The sequence below is a fragment of the Candidatus Wallbacteria bacterium genome, assembly GCA_028687545.1.
Classification (GTDB): Bacteria; Muiribacteriota; JAQTZZ01; order JAQTZZ01; family JAQTZZ01; genus JAQTZZ01.
This window is the reverse complement of the sequence record JAQTZZ010000032.1, coordinates 1-17,587: the sequence shown is the minus strand read 5'-3', so window position 1 is coordinate 17,587 and position 17,587 is coordinate 1. Positions and strand designations below refer to the sequence as shown.

The 17,587-nt window shown below is 42.7% G+C and carries 15 protein-coding genes and 1 CRISPR repeat array; of the genes, 3 read left to right on the top strand and 12 right to left on the bottom strand.

What is annotated here, in order from left to right:
* The first annotated feature begins 166 nt into the window (after positions 1-166).
* Genes PHW04_12755 through PHW04_12745 form a run of 3 tightly spaced genes read left to right on the top strand, consistent with a single transcriptional unit; the run spans position 167 to position 2,613 of the window.
* Positions 167-502 carry a YbaB/EbfC family nucleoid-associated protein gene (locus PHW04_12755; protein ID MDD2716755.1) on the top strand — a complete coding sequence of 112 codons (336 nt, stop codon included), beginning with the start codon at positions 167-169 and terminating at the stop codon, positions 500-502.
* A 3-nt stretch (positions 503-505) separates the two neighbouring features.
* Positions 506-1,111 carry a recombination mediator RecR gene (recR, locus tag PHW04_12750; GenBank protein ID MDD2716754.1) on the top strand — a complete coding sequence of 202 codons (606 nt, stop codon included), beginning with the start codon at positions 506-508 and terminating at the stop codon, positions 1,109-1,111.
* A gap of 11 nt (positions 1,112-1,122) precedes the next feature.
* Entirely contained in the window at positions 1,123-2,613 is a 1,491-nt protein-coding gene (locus PHW04_12745; GenBank protein ID MDD2716753.1) for a sodium-dependent transporter, read from the top strand.
* 129 nt (positions 2,614-2,742) lie between these two features.
* On the opposite strand, the gene PHW04_12740 is transcribed toward PHW04_12745, so the two are convergent.
* From PHW04_12740 to cas6, 12 genes are all read right to left on the bottom strand, one after another.
* Positions 2,743-4,230 carry a hypothetical protein gene (locus PHW04_12740; protein MDD2716752.1) on the bottom strand — a complete coding sequence of 496 codons (1,488 nt, stop codon included), beginning with the start codon at positions 4,228-4,230 and terminating at the stop codon, positions 2,743-2,745.
* A 139-nt stretch (positions 4,231-4,369) separates the two neighbouring features.
* Positions 4,370-6,503: direct repeats of the CRISPR family, unit length 30 nt; unit sequence GTTTCAATTCCATTCTGGTTCGATTAAAAG.
* 246 nt (positions 6,504-6,749) lie between these two features.
* Entirely contained in the window at positions 6,750-7,013 is a 264-nt protein-coding gene (gene cas2 / locus PHW04_12735; protein MDD2716751.1) for a CRISPR-associated endonuclease Cas2, read from the bottom strand.
* Between the two features lie 4 nt (positions 7,014-7,017).
* Complete coding sequence (gene cas1b / locus PHW04_12730; protein MDD2716750.1) at positions 7,018-8,010, bottom strand: type I-B CRISPR-associated endonuclease Cas1b; 993 nt, start codon at positions 8,008-8,010, stop codon at positions 7,018-7,020.
* An 11-nt stretch (positions 8,011-8,021) separates the two neighbouring features.
* On the bottom strand, positions 8,022-8,522 hold the full coding sequence (cas4, locus tag PHW04_12725) for a CRISPR-associated protein Cas4 (GenBank protein MDD2716749.1): 501 nt from the start codon (positions 8,520-8,522) through the stop codon (positions 8,022-8,024).
* Between the two features lie 24 nt (positions 8,523-8,546).
* Positions 8,547-8,840 (bottom strand): transposase, encoded by a 294-nt coding sequence (locus PHW04_12720; protein MDD2716748.1) that lies wholly within the window; start codon positions 8,838-8,840, stop codon positions 8,547-8,549.
* Between the two features lie 10 nt (positions 8,841-8,850).
* Positions 8,851-11,247 (bottom strand): CRISPR-associated helicase Cas3', encoded by a 2,397-nt coding sequence (gene cas3 / locus PHW04_12715; protein ID MDD2716747.1) that lies wholly within the window; start codon positions 11,245-11,247, stop codon positions 8,851-8,853.
* Positions 11,235-11,933: a CRISPR-associated protein Cas5 gene (cas5, locus tag PHW04_12710; protein MDD2716746.1), complete on the bottom strand. Its 699-nt coding sequence runs from the start codon at positions 11,931-11,933 to the stop codon at positions 11,235-11,237. Before cas5 ends, cas3 begins: the two co-directional genes overlap by 13 nt.
* The gene (gene cas7b / locus PHW04_12705; protein ID MDD2716745.1) at positions 11,930-12,886 is read right to left on the bottom strand and encodes a type I-B CRISPR-associated protein Cas7/Csh2; all 957 of its coding nucleotides are present in this window, start codon (positions 12,884-12,886) and stop codon (positions 11,930-11,932) included. Before cas7b ends, cas5 begins: the two co-directional genes overlap by 4 nt.
* A gap of 12 nt (positions 12,887-12,898) precedes the next feature.
* Positions 12,899-14,956, bottom strand: coding sequence for a hypothetical protein (locus tag PHW04_12700; protein MDD2716744.1), 2,058 nt, complete (start codon positions 14,954-14,956; stop codon positions 12,899-12,901).
* Between the two features lie 89 nt (positions 14,957-15,045).
* Positions 15,046-15,600, bottom strand: a complete 555-nt coding sequence (locus PHW04_12695; GenBank protein MDD2716743.1) for a hypothetical protein — start codon at positions 15,598-15,600, stop codon at positions 15,046-15,048.
* The gene (locus PHW04_12690; protein MDD2716742.1) at positions 15,597-16,064 is read right to left on the bottom strand and encodes a hypothetical protein; all 468 of its coding nucleotides are present in this window, start codon (positions 16,062-16,064) and stop codon (positions 15,597-15,599) included. Before PHW04_12690 ends, PHW04_12695 begins: the two co-directional genes overlap by 4 nt.
* 215 nt (positions 16,065-16,279) lie before the next feature.
* Positions 16,280-17,047, bottom strand: a complete 768-nt coding sequence (gene cas6 / locus PHW04_12685; protein ID MDD2716741.1) for a CRISPR-associated endoribonuclease Cas6 — start codon at positions 17,045-17,047, stop codon at positions 16,280-16,282.
* Positions 17,048-17,587: the final 540 nt, after the last annotated feature.

The window sequence follows — 17,587 nt, the reverse complement described above, 5'->3', positions numbered from 1 at the left end:
CTACTGCAACAGGTTTATAAGTTCAAATGATTTTAAGTTTATAAGTTCGAAGAAGATTTGTTTTTTAAACCTCCCCCGGTATAAAATTTATTAACTTACTAACTTACCAACTTACCAACTTACAAACCTCTTAATGTTTTGTAAGAATTTTATGCAGGAGTGATTTATGTCCAAAGGACCTTTTTTCGGCGGTGGACAGATGGGTAACCTGATGAAGGAAGCCCAGAAAATGCAGAAAAAAATGCTGGAAATGCAGGAAGAGCTGGAAAACAAGGAAATCGAAGGCACAAGCGGCGGAGAGACCGTAAAAGTCAAGCTTAACGGCAAAGGCGTGCTGATTGGAATCTCAATCGCACCGGATGCGATCGATCCTGAGGACCCGGAGATGCTGCAGGATCTGATCCTGGCCGCTTACAATGACGCCCACAACAAGGTCGAGGAACTTTCCAAGGACGAGATGTCCAAGATTTCCGGCGGACTGCCCATTCCCGGCCTTTTCTGAGCCATGGAAATCAGGCTTCCCAAAAATCTCATGCTGCTGCAGGAATTCATCGGAAACTTCCCTGGGGTGGGTTCCCGCAGCGCTCAGAAGATCCTGGTGCATCTGCTCAAACTTCCTGCAGGTGAACTGCAGAAATTCGCAGGTCTTTTATCTGGAATCGACGGAACAATCCGCTACTGCGGACAATGTCATTTTTTTCTCTCTGATTCTCTCTGCCCATTCTGCCATAATGACTCGCGCGACAAAAGCCTCCTCTGCGTTGTGGAACAGTTCAGCGACATCCTGGGGATTGAGAAAACCGGAAACTATCAGGGCCTGTACCACATACTTGGAGGAGTGATCGCTCCACTCAGGGGCATCGGCATAGAAAAACTCCATCTCAATACTCTGACAGAGAGGACCAGGCACGGCACCAAAGAAGTGATTCTGGCTCTCAACCCTGAGACCGAAGGAGAAGTGACCATGCATTTCCTGACCGGGTTGCTCAAGAAGGAATCGTCTGATTTAATAGTATCCAGACTGGCTTTCGGACTTCCGGTTGGAGCGAATCTTGAATATTGTGACACCCGGACATTGTCAGAAGCTCTTAATAACAGAAAAACGATCTAGGAGGAGTAAAAGTGAAAAAGGAGAACTGGACCAGCAAAGCGGGGGTAATTCTGGCTGTGGCCGGGAGCGCGGTTGGACTGGGAAACTTCCTGCGATTCCCGCAGCAGGCTGCCCAGAACGGGGGCGGAGCCTTCATGATCCCGTATTTCATTGCGCTGTTGCTTTTAGGCATACCACTGATGTGGGTGGAATGGTCCTTCGGCAGAATGGGAGCAGAGCATGATCAGCATACTCTGCCAGAGATCTTCCAGAGCCTGCTGAAAAAACCGTTTTACAAATACCTGGGGGTTCTCGGCCTCTTCATCCCCTATGTAATTTTCGTCTACTATACTTACATCGAGTCCTGGTGCCTCGGTTACGCCGTGTTTTCAGCGAGCGGAAAATATTTCACAGTCCCGCAGAGCCAGATCGGCAATTTCTTCGGGAATTACCTGGGCATACAGGGCGGAGAATGGTTTTCCGGTTTTTTCGTAGCCATCACCTTTTTTCTGATCACAATGGCGCTCAACCTCTACTTTCTCTATGGAGGAATCACGGGCGGGATTGAGAAGCTCTGCAATTTCGCAATGCCTGTCCTGTTCGTGCTTGGCTTTGTGATGATGTTCAAGATCTTTTCCCTGCCCAACATTTCCCTGGGCATGGGATTCCTCTGGAATCCGCGTTTCGAAGTCCTTTCAAACCCCAAAGTCTGGCTGGCTGCGGCAGGCCAGATTTTCTTCACTCTGTCAGTAGGTTCAGGCATCATCCAGACTTACGCATCCTATCTCAAGAAGAACGACGATATCGCCTTATCCGGCCTGACCAGCAGTTTTCTCAACGAATTCGCTGAAGTGATCATGGGCGGCACGATCGCCATCCCGGCCGCTGTGGTATTTTTCGGCGCAGCAATGACTGCAGAGATCGCCCAGAAAGGCACTGTCAGCCTAGGTTTCAACACCCTGCCCCTGATTTTTCAGCAGTTCGGCTATGGCTGGTGCAAATTCTTCGGTTTCATCTGGTTCGTGCTTTTATTCCTGGCAGCCATCACATCCTCGGTTTCCCTTGCACAGCCGATGTTCGCCTTTATCCAGAAACGCCTCAATCTCAGCAAGGGAAAAGCAGTGGCAGTTTTCGGCCTGTCCTCGATCGTCTACTGCCTGCCAGTGATCCTCTGGTTTGATAAGGGTTTCATGGACGAAATGGACTTCTGGGGCGGGACCTTCCTGCTGGTGGTACTGGCATTCATAGAACTGATAATTTATGGCTGGGTGATCGGAGGGCAGAAAGGCTTTGACGAGATCAACAGGGCTGGGAAAATCCGGGTTCCAAAAATTTATCGCTACATCATCCAGTACATTGCTCCAGTCTACATCGGTGCGATCCTGCTGAGCTTCATCTTCATAAATCTGCCTGATGTGCTCAAGGCCAGCTCGCCGCATATCCTGCTGTCAAGAGGGATCATGGTGGTGCTGTTCTGCCTGATGTGCCTGCTTGTGAAGTATACCGTCAAGGAGGATGAATAACATGGAACTGACTTTAGGCGGATATCTGATGCTCGGGATTTCCTGGGGAATCATTTTCATCGGGGTCGTGATCCTGGTGAAGAAGAGTTTCTTCGAATAACCGGCTCCAATGTGTGAGGACCGATAGATTCACAAGTCTATCTGGTCGATACGCTTCAGGCCCCTGCGGTTGAGCACGATCCTAAAGCACTGTAGACGGTCGGTTATGCCTGAGTGCAGATGTGTGACCAGATGCACGTGATATAGTTTTTCACCCTTCTCGCAGGTGTATGCGCCATTGTTTACCGCAAACACTGGTACATCCGGCTCGTCCATGTTGCTGAGGAATTCCTTGAAGTTCAGCCTGGTGATATCTATGATTCCGGAAACTCCATCGTACAGCTTAGAAATTTCACCGGTGTCGAGCCTGATTTTTTTCTTGTAAAGAATGATGTTTTCCCCACTCAGCTCGCGTTCCAGTTGATAAAAGTCATTCTGCTCTGTAAATTGTGCGATTTTTTTCGGAAGGTCGTGCCTGAGCTGATAACGGATGTATTCCCTGCATACTCCCACAGCTTTCTCAGCACCTGGTACTGATATCATGATCTTGTGGTCATAATAATGGCGGCTCAAGATGTTCCTGAAATAGTCCTGACCCAGCACCTTGATACGATCCTTGAACATATAAGCAATGATGCCGGCCACGAGCATAGGGAATGAGAAATTTCCATAGCGAAGGTTGAAGTAATAAGCTACTGCTGTGGCAAAGATCATTGAGATTCCAGCTGAAAGAGCAAAAAGCAGATGCTCCAGCTTTTTGCTTTCCTCGTTCACGCTTACGTTCAGAAAAAGTACGCTGGAGACGAATTTCTTAAGTATCCTTTTTCTGAATACATAGGACTCATTTGTGCCATTCTCTCCATCTTTATGGTGGAGGAGCTTTTCCCTCGCGCTGTTGTTCTCGGCAATCAGATTCAGAAGTTCTGCATTCAGGTCAGGCTCGTCGTGGATGTTGAGCTTTTTATTCAGTATTTCCAGGATATCGAAGCAGCTTTCATTGACAAACATGTTAACAGCCTCTTCCAGCCAGAGAAATTCACTCTGCAGGTCCCTGGGAATCTGAGGAATACAGACCAGAGTCCAGATCTTTTCCAGGCCGGCTATCACTTCCTTCGAAGAAGAGATGAAATCACCTATCAGCCGCTCTCTGTCTCTGCGTGTGATGCCATTGTCCCTGATGAAGGTGGTCAAGTCCCGCAATGTACTTCTGGTGATCGAGCCGAACATCTTGAGTTCATGTTCATAGGCATTAACCACTTTTCTATCCCCCGCACAGCGGCCGAGAGATTCGACTATGGTTTTGAGCTTGCAAAGCGGGGAACCCTGGCTGCTGGAGATCAGATTTGAAACCGGTATTTTGGGATTCCTGAACCTGACGTAGTTCTTGATCCAATGGTAAATCTCACTTTTCGGATAAGCCCGCTCGTTAATGCCGAGGTTTTTGGGAATGAAGATGTAGTTTTCAATCCTGTATTCGCTTTCCCGGTCCTGCCCGTCCGGAAGATAAGCCATCTTCTGCTCTATGTGATATCTGTCGTGGATGTGCAGCCTGCATTCGATGTTGGCGGGATTGATCAATTCTAACAGACCTCAAATGATTTTAGGAATTCATTCTAATTCCTTCCCGGGTTTTTGACAATAGGCACAATTTCATTCTGGTTCGACATAAGGGGTGTTACAAAATCTGACAAAGGAAGATTTTGTTACAGCCCATTGTCCCCGGAGCGAAGCGAAGTGGGATTAAAAGCCCGTCCAGCGTCACATAACTGGCGCTGGTAACAACGTTTCAATTCCATTCTGGTTCGATTAAAAGTGCATTCTGTTAGGTACAGCTATTACAGGGTTAGACGTTTCAATTCCATTCTGGTTCGATTAAAAGAGGTACAGATATCGTGGATAATGTATTCCACATGTAGTTTCAATTCCATTCTGGTTCGATTAAAAGGGCTGCCGAAGCTAAGGGTGAGCAAGTTCAGTTCAGGTTTCAATTCCATTCTGGTTCGATTAAAAGGTAAGCTGATATATGAAATCCCTAATCTTTGATATGTTTCAATTCCATTCTGGTTCGATTAAAAGTCGGTCCCTGGCTCTGATGAACATGATTTATAACCTGTTTCAATTCCATTCTGGTTCGATTAAAAGTCAGGACGGCGAGATCATCACCTTGCACCAGAATTACGTTTCAATTCCATTCTGGTTCGATTAAAAGGCGAGTTTCAGCCGTGTCAAAGCAGATTTCTCCAGAGTTTCAATTCCATTCTGGTTCGATTAAAAGCCTTCCTGCAGGTGCGCAGGGATGGCCTTCGTTTACGTTTCAATTCCATTCTGGTTCGATTAAAAGGATGTGTCCGGCCTCAGGGGCAATGTGTCCGGCCTCGTTTCAATTCCATTCTGGTTCGATTAAAAGTGCGCCCGCGCGCGTGAAAGTTAATTTTGTCAAGGTTTCAATTCCATTCTGGTTCGATTAAAAGCCACGAACTTGTTGATCTCATCGTACCCGCTGGCCGGTTTCAATTCCATTCTGGTTCGATTAAAAGGAAAAAGGCATCTCAGTTTACGATGAGGATGAGGCAAGTTTCAATTCCATTCTGGTTCGATTAAAAGGTTCTACGCTCAGGCGAAGATGGCAGATCGTGGCTAGTTTCAATTCCATTCTGGTTCGATTAAAAGATCATGATCGACGACAAGGGGACTCGCGATTTTGTCGTTTCAATTCCATTCTGGTTCGATTAAAAGCAGAATAACCGCCTGCCCCGCCTTCCGCCTTTTTCGTTTCAATTCCATTCTGGTTCGATTAAAAGCCAGCTGTTTTCATTGCAGCCCTAACCTCTGCGAGCCTGTTTCAATTCCATTCTGGTTCGATTAAAAGGGATCAGCCCTCAGCCGCCCTGCGTCCAGGTGAGCGGTTTCAATTCCATTCTGGTTCGATTAAAAGTGCTGCAACCACAACTGGTACGACTCCGTTTCCAGGTTTCAATTCCATTCTGGTTCGATTAAAAGTTTCAGACGGTGATAAATACATCTCGGGCGTAAAACGTTTCAATTCCATTCTGGTTCGATTAAAAGCATGAATAACGGTTGCAAAAGGCCGCTCTGAATTTGTTTCAATTCCATTCTGGTTCGATTAAAAGAAATAGGGGGAAAGATGAACACCAGCGAAATTCTCGTTTCAATTCCATTCTGGTTCGATTAAAAGGAGTCGGTTTTTCCTCCTTGCGGCTTTTTGGTGCCGCGTTTCAATTCCATTCTGGTTCGATTAAAAGCAGAACCGCAGAAGTAATCCTAATAGCGTGGAGGCAGTTTCAATTCCATTCTGGTTCGATTAAAAGAATGAAAATCAATTATCCAAACATATTAAGTTCAGGTTTCAATTCCATTCTGGTTCGATTAAAAGTGTTTTCCCGGCTGCCATGCGCTTCGGTACGATCTGTTTCAATTCCATTCTGGTTCGATTAAAAGCTTCGAGCGGCACCTAATTTCATCCGCGAGATTGGTTTCAATTCCATTCTGGTTCGATTAAAAGCTAATTCCTTTGTCAAGCAGTCTGCACATAATGACGTTTCAATTCCATTCTGGTTCGATTAAAAGCTGCCGCCCCGCGGAAAGTGTTCCTGTTTCTACGCAGTTTCAATTCCATTCTGGTTCGATTAAAAGTTACATAGTAAAGAAGGGTAATGCTGTTGTTAATGCGTTTCAATTCCATTCTGGTTCGATTAAAAGTATAATATTAATATAGTTACAAGTGCCTATTCACTAGTTTCAATTCCATTCTGGTTCGATTAAAAGGTCATAGTTTCAATAATTGCACTGGACCTATCATCGTTTCAATTCCATTCTGGTTCGATTAAAAGGCCGATTTTGTGCCAGGATCCGATGAGTTTTTCATCGGATAGCTGGTCGCACCACTCCGAGATATAATGGAATGCAGACAAAATTCGGCGGATATTATTGTGGATCAACAAAATCAATTAATGTCAAAGACCATTGCCAGTCTGTCGCATCCCCATGGTTTTTGCTTTACCTGGGATCGACGATGTTTTTCAATCAATCCGGCTTTACACCAGATAGACTTAGAATATCACACATCTGCAGTCACTTCAAAGCAGATTATCTGTGGTGTTTTTCTCCACGCCAACAATTTCCCGCTCTGTATAACGCAGATCGCCAAGTTTGTAAATGATCACAGAATCCAGGCCTGGATTCATCTTTTTCCTGAGTTCGCTTTTCATCTCTTCCATTTTACCTTCAGTCATTTCACCTTCAAAGACAGAATTCTGAACCCAGGTAAGATAGCGCTTCATCAATTTATGGATTTTCTGAACGCGCTCTACTTCGACATCGTAAAAGAGGATTACATGCATAAATTCACCACCAGGCCTGGAAAGCCTTGTATTCAGCGTCCCCGACAATCGTTTTCTCTATTTTATAGCACTCCATCCTGATCAGCCTCCGATAGGATACATTGCGCTTCAGGTGGCGGTGCTTGATAGTAGTGGAAAGCCGCTCGTCATATTCACGAATGAAAATTTTTCTTCCGTTTTCCGAGAGATAGCAGCAGTTGGCGTCCTGATCAAAGTCTTTTTCAGACAGCATTCTGGTATTGATCAGCTTGAAGATTACATGATCAACAATTAATGGCTTGAAAACCTCGGAAATGTCTAGACTCAGGGAAAACCGGCGGTTCCCCGGCTCGTGCAGGTAACTGATAGTGGGATTCAGTTGAGTATGATAAATTTCCCCCAGCACAGTTGCGTACATCAGGGAATTACCGAAAGAGATCAGGGCATTCAGCATGTTGTCAGGCGGTCGCTTCACCCTTTTTTTATAAGGTTCAGGTAAGTCAAGAAAGTCATTGAAACTCTCATAATAACGATCCCTTATATGGCCTTCCCATGCCATTAGCTCCATGATGCAGGAGACTTCAGGGAGCTTGTTTTTGTACTTCTCGATTTCTTCGATGTGGCCTTCAAGGCCGGCACGCCGGTTCTGGTAATACTTAAGATTGCAGAGAATGTTGTGACTGGCACCGGTAATCAGCTCCCTCGCTATTTCCAGCCGCTTCTCCGGATTCTTGTATGCCTCGACCTGATTCACCAGCACGAATCCGGAATTCAGATATTCCCGGGGATAGTATGATCCGGAATAGTATCCGTAATAATTGAAGACATGCAGCGGTATCTTTTCCTGGGACAGGAAGTTCAGGAGTTTGGTATTCAAATCCATTTCCCCGAAAAGATAGAAAGCTTCCACATCTTCGATCGGCAGGTTCTTTTTCTCGCCGTTCTCGTATTCTAAGCAGATGGTATTGTCCTTTCTACGGATGCGCGAGTTTTTCAGCAGATAATAATTACGTTTCACCGACTTGCTCCTTATGCGAAACAGAATTCCTCATACGCGCATTTCCGGCAGATTTTCGAAACAAGAGTCGCGGGCGGATCTTGAGATTGCCGGACTTTTTCAACTTCCACCAGTTTCCGCTCAATTTCAGCTTCTTTTTCCGGTGTATACTCGATTTCCACCGTGCGTTTCTGCTTGGGGTAATTGATCACACCTTTATTGACTTCCACACCCTTTTTACGAAGGATGTAAACATAGTACAACACCTGCCAGACATGAGCATCTTCCATGGAGTCGCTTTTCTTCACCTCATGCACACCTTCCCCGTCCATGAAATCGATCTTCACCAGCCCATCGATCAGGATTTCCTTCTTTTCCCGCTGATAGGAATTTTCGTGGATCAGCTTTCCCATCAGCACTGCGTCCGATTCCCGCTCCATCTCGATGTCGTGGGAAAAGAGCCAGAGTTTCCGCTGGCAGATGTGGAAATAGTTGAACTCAGTAGCTGTGATGTCAGGGAGATTGCTGCTCATCTTCAGCCTGCCTTCATTGTTTTGTTACTTTTTCAAGGAACTGGCTGCAACCTTTTTCAGGATTTCGTTTTCCATTTTAATATCAGCGATCTCTTTAATCAATCTGGCTTTCTCGCGTTCCAGTTCAGTGGGCGATCTCTTCCTGCCGCTGAAAATTTCAGGATCAATTTCATACAATATAATCCATTTGCGGAGCGTGATCTGGCGAATGCCCAATTCTTCAGCCAGTTTTGCGATATCGCAGCCCGGCTCCAGCGCTCGGCGGACTGCGGAGAGTTTGAAGGAGAGGGAGTAAGGGTGCGTCAATTTTCTTTTCATGTATTATTCCTCAAAGAAGTTGATTATCATTGGACAAGCATATCCCTGTTCTTGAGTTGTAATGTTCCTTGCTGAGTTTCAAAAGACCAAAGCATGGTTCACTACTAACTACAGGCTTGCTGTCATCTTTCTTCAATCGGATCTGAACAACATGATCTGCCATTTTTTTTAACCGTTTATCGATTTCAATCAGCTTCAGTTTTTTCTTTTCAAAGTCATTGAATTTGATGGATTTCAATTCATTGAACAGGTTTTCAAGCTTTTCAAATTCAGTATCATCTTTTTTAACCGGGATGTAATAGCGAAATTCTTCACCAAAATCCTCGTCTATTAATCTGAATTTACCGACCTCTGAAAAACTTCCTTTTTTTATCTCAGCAACAAAATCAATTTCTCCATCGATGAAGCAAGAGCCATAGTGAACACCGAACAGAGTTTCTTTCCGGACATCGCTAAAGAACAATTTCTGCAATTCAAACAAGCCTGGTTCTTCATATTGGGTTTCACTCAGCTTCTGTTTACTGAAATTCAGAAATCTGGAATCTCTCCCTCTATATATCAGGTCTGCTCGACTTTTCTTGTTTTTTTGGAGTTCAAACAATACAAGCCTTCCAGGGATTTCGTTCGATCCATTCCGGTTGCACCTGCCTCCTGATTGTATAATACTTGGCATAGGACAGATATCACGGTATACAACTGGGAAATCAATATCTACACCAGCTTCAATCAGTTGGGTGGAAATCAAGATAATTTTTCTTTTCAACTTCCGGGACTTATTTGCTGCCAATAACTTCTTACAAATATTAATTTTCCGTTTTCTGTCAAAAGGCTTGAAATGCGTATTCAACAAAAAAACAAGAGTTGAAGGTTCTCTCTTCTTAGTCAATTCTGCAAATAACTCTTTCGAATCCTGGATTGTATTCAAGATCACTAATGTTGAAGAAAAGTCAGTTTCAATCATCACGGATAAGTCTGATGTTTCAATTGGATGAGGGGCTGACACTTGATATCTGTTGAAGATATCGTTTCCGAAGTATCCAAAATCAAGCAACTCCGGAGGAGTTGAATAATCCTTAAAAATGGCAGCTAAATCGTGTCGGTTGTTTTCGGGAAGTCTGAAGTTCGGCATAGTTGCGGTGGACAGAACAGCATATGAACCAAATTTTCTGCAGAAAGTGTCAAGGTATGCCACAAGAAAGCCATAGAGTCTCGGAGGGAGCGATTGGATCTCGTCGATCAAGAAAATTGATTTGGAAAAATTAGGCATTTTCAGCAGTGTTGCATTCCTGTTGCTCAACAGGGTTTCAAAAAACCTGACAAAGGTAGTAATAACAAACGGATAATCAAATGAGTCTTCCTTAAATTTGGCATCAAGAAGAGACTTTGAGTCAAACATCATATCGCCATCTGAATTTTCTTGTTGTTGTTGGAAATCCCGGTTCTCGGTTTTGGAGTCAATTCGTCTGATGTTACTTTCCAGCCCTTTGAAAATATCGAGGCAAACCTTTTCTACTTGCTCGGTAATGGATAAAAACGGAAGAATGTAGATAATCCGGTGATTACCTTGCTGTTTGATGATTTCACCTGCCAGTGATAACAGCATGGTCGTTTTACCTGAACCTGTCGGTGCAGTTAGAGAGAAAAGTCTGTGTCCATTCCCAAGTTTTTCATGGATACATGCTTTCGCTTTATTCCGCATTTCCTGCCTTAAAAGGTCCAGTTCCGAATTGTTTTTGAACTTGCTCAGATAACTTTCCAACGAATCGCTGAATTTAGTGCAATACACCTCCAGTTCTGATTTATCCAGTTGGTGATTACCAGCATCCGATTTATCTGCATTGATCAGACAGGAAAATGAAAACTGAGTATCAAGGTAGTTATCTACGGTCATTCCTCTTTTGCTCTCAATACCAGCATAGAGAACACTTGGCACTCTTTCAAGCAGGTCGCGATTGTTTCCAGATAAGGTCAATCTGACTTCCTTTAACTGAACATTAGTCTCAATTGCTTCTGCAATTACGTCACTGCCGCTATCCATAAAATTCAATAACTTCTGAATCTCATCTGTGTTTAAAATTCTTGAAAAATCCGGCAAGTCGCCATGATGATGCACAATAGCTGCTAAAATGGAGGCTATTTTTTCATGACTTCGAAATAAAGCCTGATTAGCAGCGCAGTATTTCAGAAAGTACAATCCTGATAGGAGAGAATGATTTGAATAACCGTTTGATCGAAAGCCTTTGATTTTCTTCTGAAAATTAGGATTAACTTTGCCGAAATCATGAAACAAGCCGGCGTATTCAGCAATTTCTAATGATGTAAAGTGCTTTATTTTTTCAAGAACGCCCAAAGTATGAAAGGATAGACTCTTATCGGGATGAGAAAGAAAATCATCTAAACAAGCCACCAGGCTTCACCATCTGAATGTTGATAATAATCGCCGGTTACCGAGATCTCACGATGCTCAGACGGATACACAACTTCAACATATTTTTCCGGAAGGTTCCAGAAATCATCATTCTGGAATGTCGGAATTTTTTCAAAGCCGATTCTGAATGTCCTGGTCTCATCCAAATTGAGAGTGTGTCTGGTGGAGACAAATCCCTTGGTCTTGAAAGCACCGCTTTTTTTATCTGTAAATTCCCCGTTTGCTTTGAAACTCAAGATGGCGGGGCAATTATGCAAACCAAGAACAGGAGTAAACATGGCGCGTGATTCAACAACGAATCGCGTGAATTCAATGAACTCTTTTTTTGACCGGTCATTTTTTAGACATACTGCAACCTCAAATCCGGGATTTTTAAGAAGTTCCATATATTTAGGAGCTTTCTCAAACAAATTCACCGCTTTTCTCATCGTGAATCCCCAGGATTCTTTTTTTACCGGATTGACAACCTTCACGCCATAGAGCAAATCTTCGCTCAATTGAGGAAACAAAGGCTTCATTACATCCCTGTCTTTCCCTAAGACAGCTCCGATCAACCCAATCAGAGCTGTTTTGGTAATGAAATCATGGGTCAGGGGATTGTTATTGGTTTCAGGCTTTTTGAAATGCCCCCAATTGCCGGAAACCGATAAAATCAAATCCTTCATGGCACGCTCTTGAAAACAATCTTCGAAAAGTCCATTTTCTCTAATTTATTTTTCCCCTTTGTAATTGATGTAATTGAACTTGAAATTACATCAATATCCGAATACCAGCGGACTTTTTCGACTTTCTGGTCTTCAATTATTTTTTCGAATTCTGCGAAATTGAAGGTGTAATCTGCAATACTCCTCAACTGTTCGTCTGTTTTATCGTTTAATGGGGTATGCGTGATTTTCCGATCCATGCCGTAGATTTTGCTTGTTGGGTCAGCATAGATGACCTGAATCAGAAGCGGAGAATTCTGATTTGATTTTGTGCGCGTATTGGCGGAATTGATGCTTTCCCAGAGCGCTTTGAACATGATGTTCACGTCTTCATCAGACAAGTCAGTATGTTTTGCGGAATAGGGATTGGTCCAGCCGTGGATTTGGTTGATGCTGTATGGGACAACGGTGGTAGTACCGATTGTTCCTTGCTCATTTTTAATCGCAGATGGGAACACACAAGTATTTTGATGCGGTCTTAATTCTGTTGTATTGAGTGATGGATTTAGAAGAGCAAATTGTATTGGTCCTGTAATATTGGCTGCATCACCTTCTTCAGTAGATATCCCACCAAATAGTCGGACATCAATGCATTTTTTTAAAACATCCGCTGATTTCTTTAATTCTGGGTATTTTTTCTTCAAAGATTTAATCCGCGCCGCTGAACCTGATTCTTTTCCGTCTTTCGATGCTTCAGATTTATCTAATAACACATAGATTTCCTGGTCTTTTTCGTGAAGATAGTTTCTAATAAATCTTTTGATTCTAACATCACTTACCAGTACTTTTTTCGACTCATTATCATAGCGCTGCTCACCAGTGAAGGGATCTCCATTGGGAATAGAGTATGTGCTTTCGTAAAGAAAAAGTAGCTCCGATTTTTTGCTGATAACCCGATTGTCTGAATTGCTCATTTAATTCCTCCCTTAATTATTCGAATCTGTCAAAGAATCCGTAATCTGGTTTTGTTTCCCTGAAAAAGGGGCAAAATAGCTCTCGAAAAAACCAAAGGCGCACTCATTTTTATTATATTTTTCAGTGCGGTTTTTTATTTTTTCAGTCAATTCCAGAGAGGTGGTTCTGACGTTTTCAAAATTCTTCTCATGCATTACCAGTTTTTCTTCAATAAATGTTTTGAATTTCAGAAGATCACTAATTGATGCAATCCTCCTTGTTAAGTTTCCGACGTAACTCTTTTCAAATGATTTTATTGGAGTTTCATGCCCGGCAAAATTTTGAGCCAGTTTACCAAGAAGAACACCCAGTTTGTAACTTTGAGATTCAACGATTTTCATAAAATTTCCCCCTTTTACTTTGCTGTTCTGGATGAATGTGAGAAAAATGAAATCATACTTCAACCGATGATAAGTCCAAAATGCCTGATTTTCTTCCGCTGATCGTATGCTTTTTTCAATCACGGAAATCAGTGCGGGAAGAAGTAACTGATCGTGATAATAAGTATCGGAATAAATCAATGGTAGCGTTTTAAAAAGGTGGCTCTGATATTTTTTCACTGCATCTGTGCCGTCATTAAGAATTCTGTAAAATGCTTTTGTGACTGAGAACGGCGTGGATTCAGCTTTGAGTTCCCTGCTTCTTTTTTCTTCCAACTCCACTTTGACACTGCGAATTTTTTCACGAATAAATCTAAGGTGGCTTTTTTGAAGACCAGAAAGTTCAATCATGTCGATATCTGGTGTTGTTTGCCCTCCTTTTTTGCTAAATATCATATCGAATTTGACTATGTGCTCGATTGTATTTTCCAGCAAAGGAGAGAATAATTCATCGAATTCAACCGAGGAGTTTTTAGCATTTACATTTTCTTCCAGAGTTTCCACTTCATTTTCAGATGCTTTTGTAAAGAAATTTTCATAATCAATTGATTTCAGGCCATCTCCTTTGGGAAGGACGACAATCTTTATATCTGTTTTAGGTATACTGATCAGAGCTTTTTTTGAGTAATCAACAGCATAAATCAAACTCAAAATATCATCAAAACTATTGAAGCACTTGTTTCGATAACGACCGGTAGCGCTGAAATAGGGAAATTGTAAATCTTTTTCAGGAGAACTCAATGTTTTATACAGATATTTTTTTAGCATGTATTGGTTTGTAGCCTGGTCTTTTTCTGCAAATTCCTCCAGAAGCTTAGTATTGATGGAAATAAATTCGTGATCGAATTCATACCAGTGTTTTCCGTTAAAATCGAAGTGGATAAAAATATCACCTGATAAGAAATTCGCGAGTCTCAACTGAGAAATCGGGTCTTTTTCTATTTGATCCCATTGAGGGTTCTCATTATCCAATACCTGCTTAAACAATTTTTTCGAACCTTTATTTCCGCTGAAGTTTTTATAAACAAATTTTGAAGCATAAAATATTAAATTATCTTCTGAAAAAAGAAATTTACTGAATGTGATAGGAGAGTTAATTTTATCCTGCAAAAAATCTGCAATACCACCATGGTAGCGTAACATTCGCTCGATATAATCGATACTCTCTTCTAAAGAGATGTGAAAAGACGATACCATCGATTTTGCTTTGATATTCCCGTATTGTTTGATAAAAATATTTTCAATTTCCTTACAATCTTCATTTCCTCTGTAAAAAGAAGAAACTCGATATCCTTTAGACTTGTTATCCAGATCCGCCATCCTGTAATAGCCGCCTTCTTCCTGCAATCCCTTTTTTATAGAGGTAGAATAAAAAATGTCACCAAATACATACTTTACAAGACCATCCGAATCCGAGGTTTTATACTTCAGATAAAACAACTTGTCTCTGATAATATTTTCATCCGTAATTTCTTTTACATTGTCAAAATCAAAAACACATTTGTCACCATTGAAAACTACAGGTATGGACAGCCTTAAAATTTTCTGTTTATCCGTATCTTGTGGGCACGGAACTACATAGCGGTGATGTTTCAATCCGTCCGGCGATTCTCGAAAAGCCTTGCCTATCTGAAGAACTGTATCAAGCATGGTTTATTTCCTTTCCGTATCCACAAACGGATTCCCAGTCCATTTTAATTCATTCATTCCGATTCTCCCTTTTCCTATTTAACTCATCTTTACGGGTGAGAGTGGTGCTGCGGATTCGGATGTCTCAATGCCAGATCAGTTTCAGAAATGAAAGAGGAAATCGCCGTATATACTGTTTCAGGGTCAGTATTGATCGGTTTCTTGCCAATTTTCTTGCCGTGCGCAACCCAATCCCGGTAATCTTTGATTTGAAGCATTTTGGAATTTGTACCGGGGGTCATGCATTTGAAAAAATGAATCACATCTTTATTTTTCCACCATTCAATTTCCTTTTCCACATATTCATACAGCCTGGCACCGAAATCTGCTGGTAAAATCGTTTTTAAAACTCCCATCTGGTTTAAGACCAGGTCATGCATCCATGTTTCAAATACAGAAAACATGGATAAGATAATCAGATCGTCAAGCTCATTTCGTGTTTCTAACGAATTTGTATTATACTCTCCATCCGTTTGCACTTCGAAAATTGTTCCTTTTAACAACCGACTCTGAGCTGGGGATTTATAACCCCTACCTGTAACTTTAAGGCTGTCTCGTAAAATAGTGTAATGCATGTATATTTTATCAATATCCGGTTGGCTCATTTGGCATTCTCCAGCAGATCGATGAACAGATCTTTGTCAAGAGGAGGGTGTTTTCGACGTTGTGGATTGTCTATCCAATACCATCCTTCAACAGTCTCTTCAGTGAGTGGCCATTCTGTTTTGTCTATAATACCTTTGCCGTCAGAGATTGTTCTTTCGAGCTTGGCACCGTTAGGTTTAAGATATACAAACATTTCCCTTCCCATGACACTCACAAGATCGACACGGCCAGAAGCACCTATGAGCCAGATGCCATACGGTTCTAAACGTGCCATTTCCTGATTGTCAGCGTCGAAAATGCGGAGTTCCTTTGTATCATATGGCCCGCTTTGGTTCTCGTGGTTTGTCCTCTCATAAACTTTCCACTTTATTCCCACTTCATCCAGCCATTTGGCTACATTTTCAAACAACATATCCAGGCGTGAATTAAAAAGACCAATCTTTTCTCCCGCATCTTTAACCATCATTTACCTCCATAAAAAAACTCTGTCCCAGATTTAAAGCATGTCATAAAACATCTTGGACAACAAACAGAAATGGTTGGAATTCGTGATTGAGCAAAACCCCGCCGGGGGCCCGAAAGCTGATCCGACGGGGAGCAAGTCACTAATTAAATTATAACTCCCGGCAAGGTATAAGGCAAGACACGACCGGCGTACCTCTCTTAGCAACGGCACATTCATCGAACTGCCTCCACCATTCCGAAACCCATGCTGCCCTTTTCGCCGAAGCCGGCTTCATAGCCGAGTTCCAGCAGCTTCGGACTTCCAGTGACTGTAAATGGAGCGAAATAGCCTGCGATTTTAGCTTTTTTGAAGGCAATGGTCTTCATGACTTTTCCGGCATGTCGATTCATATAGTCATTGTCGATTCTGACTTCAAATGCGCTGTCCCTCAGCTTTTTTCCGTGCACGAGCTCGTATTTCCGCATCAGATTATGCTTGATGGCGTCTGAAAATCCTTCTTCCCAGGGCCGCAGGTAATGGGGAAGGCCATTGTCTCCACTGACGCTAACAGTAGCGGGGGATAAACAGACGAACTTCATTTTCCGGGTGAATTTCGGGTTTTCAAGCGTTTCCACAGACTCGATCCTGAATCGCCCCCTGCCGGTCGAAGGTCCGATTTCCAGGTTTGCGCCTCTGCTGAACAGGCCGTTTACCAGATGCTGGACGAATGGCATCACCGGCGAAGACAGCAGGAGCGTGACCGGACCTGTAAAAGAAATCAGAGCGCCTGTAATCGTGTGGTGCCCACGGAGCATGGAATAGGTGAAAAGCTTGAATCCCTTCCGGCTACCGGACAACCTGTAGCCGTAATCATGCAAAAAAGCGGAAAATTCCTGCGAGGATGCGGCCAGGAACCTGTAAATCATGGCAGTGATGAAGTAATTATAATTAATGGGGATGGATGCTGGAATCAAAGTCGATAAAGTTAACTTTATTCTCATTATTTCTGCCTGTTCTAAGTAAAGTTTAATTCTTTTTCTCCAAAAATTCAACCTGACATAATTTAGCAGAGGACGTGCCAAAAATGATAAAGACATCAACCATGCCTATTTTTAGTTTAAAATTGAAAACATTTATGTGTGATCATCATTTTGTGATGATCAGATAATGATCGTTTTGTGACGGGGGCAGATCTTAAAACCATTTCAGCTGCACTAGGCCCTGTCAGGGGTTGAGAGGGTAGCTCCAGACCTTGGGTAAAGACGCAGCGACTTCTTTAATCAGATAAACATTTCTATTATCAAACATGTGTAAGAACGCTCTGTGTCAGAAGCACAATCCCTGCACTCCCCGCAAGGGGGTGCAGGGGGACAAAGTCCCCATGCTGGGCGGGTTCCCTAAGGGAGGGTCGAAGATCCTCCCTCATATGGATGACCTGCCTGTCAAGAGGAAACAACTTTCAAAACCTGTTTATGAGTTCCGTGAACTTTCAACCTCATATTCGCGTGCTGGTTAACGCAGTAAGCTCAGTCCGAATGTGA

What these genes read in the sequence shown, in the direction of transcription:
- cas5 (MDD2716746.1), bottom strand. Translation starts at nt 11,933, where the DNA reads ATGAAGGATTTGATTTTATCGGTTTCCGGCAATTGGGGGCATTTCAAA.
- cas2 (MDD2716751.1), bottom strand. Translation starts at nt 7,013, where the DNA reads ATGCATGTAATCCTCTTTTACGATGTCGAAGTAGAGCGCGTTCAGAAA.
- PHW04_12755 (MDD2716755.1), top strand. Translation starts at nt 167, where the DNA reads ATGTCCAAAGGACCTTTTTTCGGCGGTGGACAGATGGGTAACCTGATG.
- PHW04_12700 (MDD2716744.1), bottom strand. Translation starts at nt 14,956, where the DNA reads ATGCTTGATACAGTTCTTCAGATAGGCAAGGCTTTTCGAGAATCGCCG.
- PHW04_12690 (MDD2716742.1), bottom strand. Translation starts at nt 16,064, where the DNA reads ATGGTTAAAGATGCGGGAGAAAAGATTGGTCTTTTTAATTCACGCCTG.
- cas4 (MDD2716749.1), bottom strand. Translation starts at nt 8,522, where the DNA reads ATGAGCAGCAATCTCCCTGACATCACAGCTACTGAGTTCAACTATTTC.
- PHW04_12695 (MDD2716743.1), bottom strand. Translation starts at nt 15,600, where the DNA reads ATGAGCCAACCGGATATTGATAAAATATACATGCATTACACTATTTTA.
- cas6 (MDD2716741.1), bottom strand. Translation starts at nt 17,047, where the DNA reads ATGAGAATAAAGTTAACTTTATCGACTTTGATTCCAGCATCCATCCCC.
- cas7b (MDD2716745.1), bottom strand. Translation starts at nt 12,886, where the DNA reads ATGAGCAATTCAGACAATCGGGTTATCAGCAAAAAATCGGAGCTACTT.
- PHW04_12720 (MDD2716748.1), bottom strand. Translation starts at nt 8,840, where the DNA reads ATGAAAAGAAAATTGACGCACCCTTACTCCCTCTCCTTCAAACTCTCC.
- recR (MDD2716754.1), top strand. Translation starts at nt 506, where the DNA reads ATGGAAATCAGGCTTCCCAAAAATCTCATGCTGCTGCAGGAATTCATC.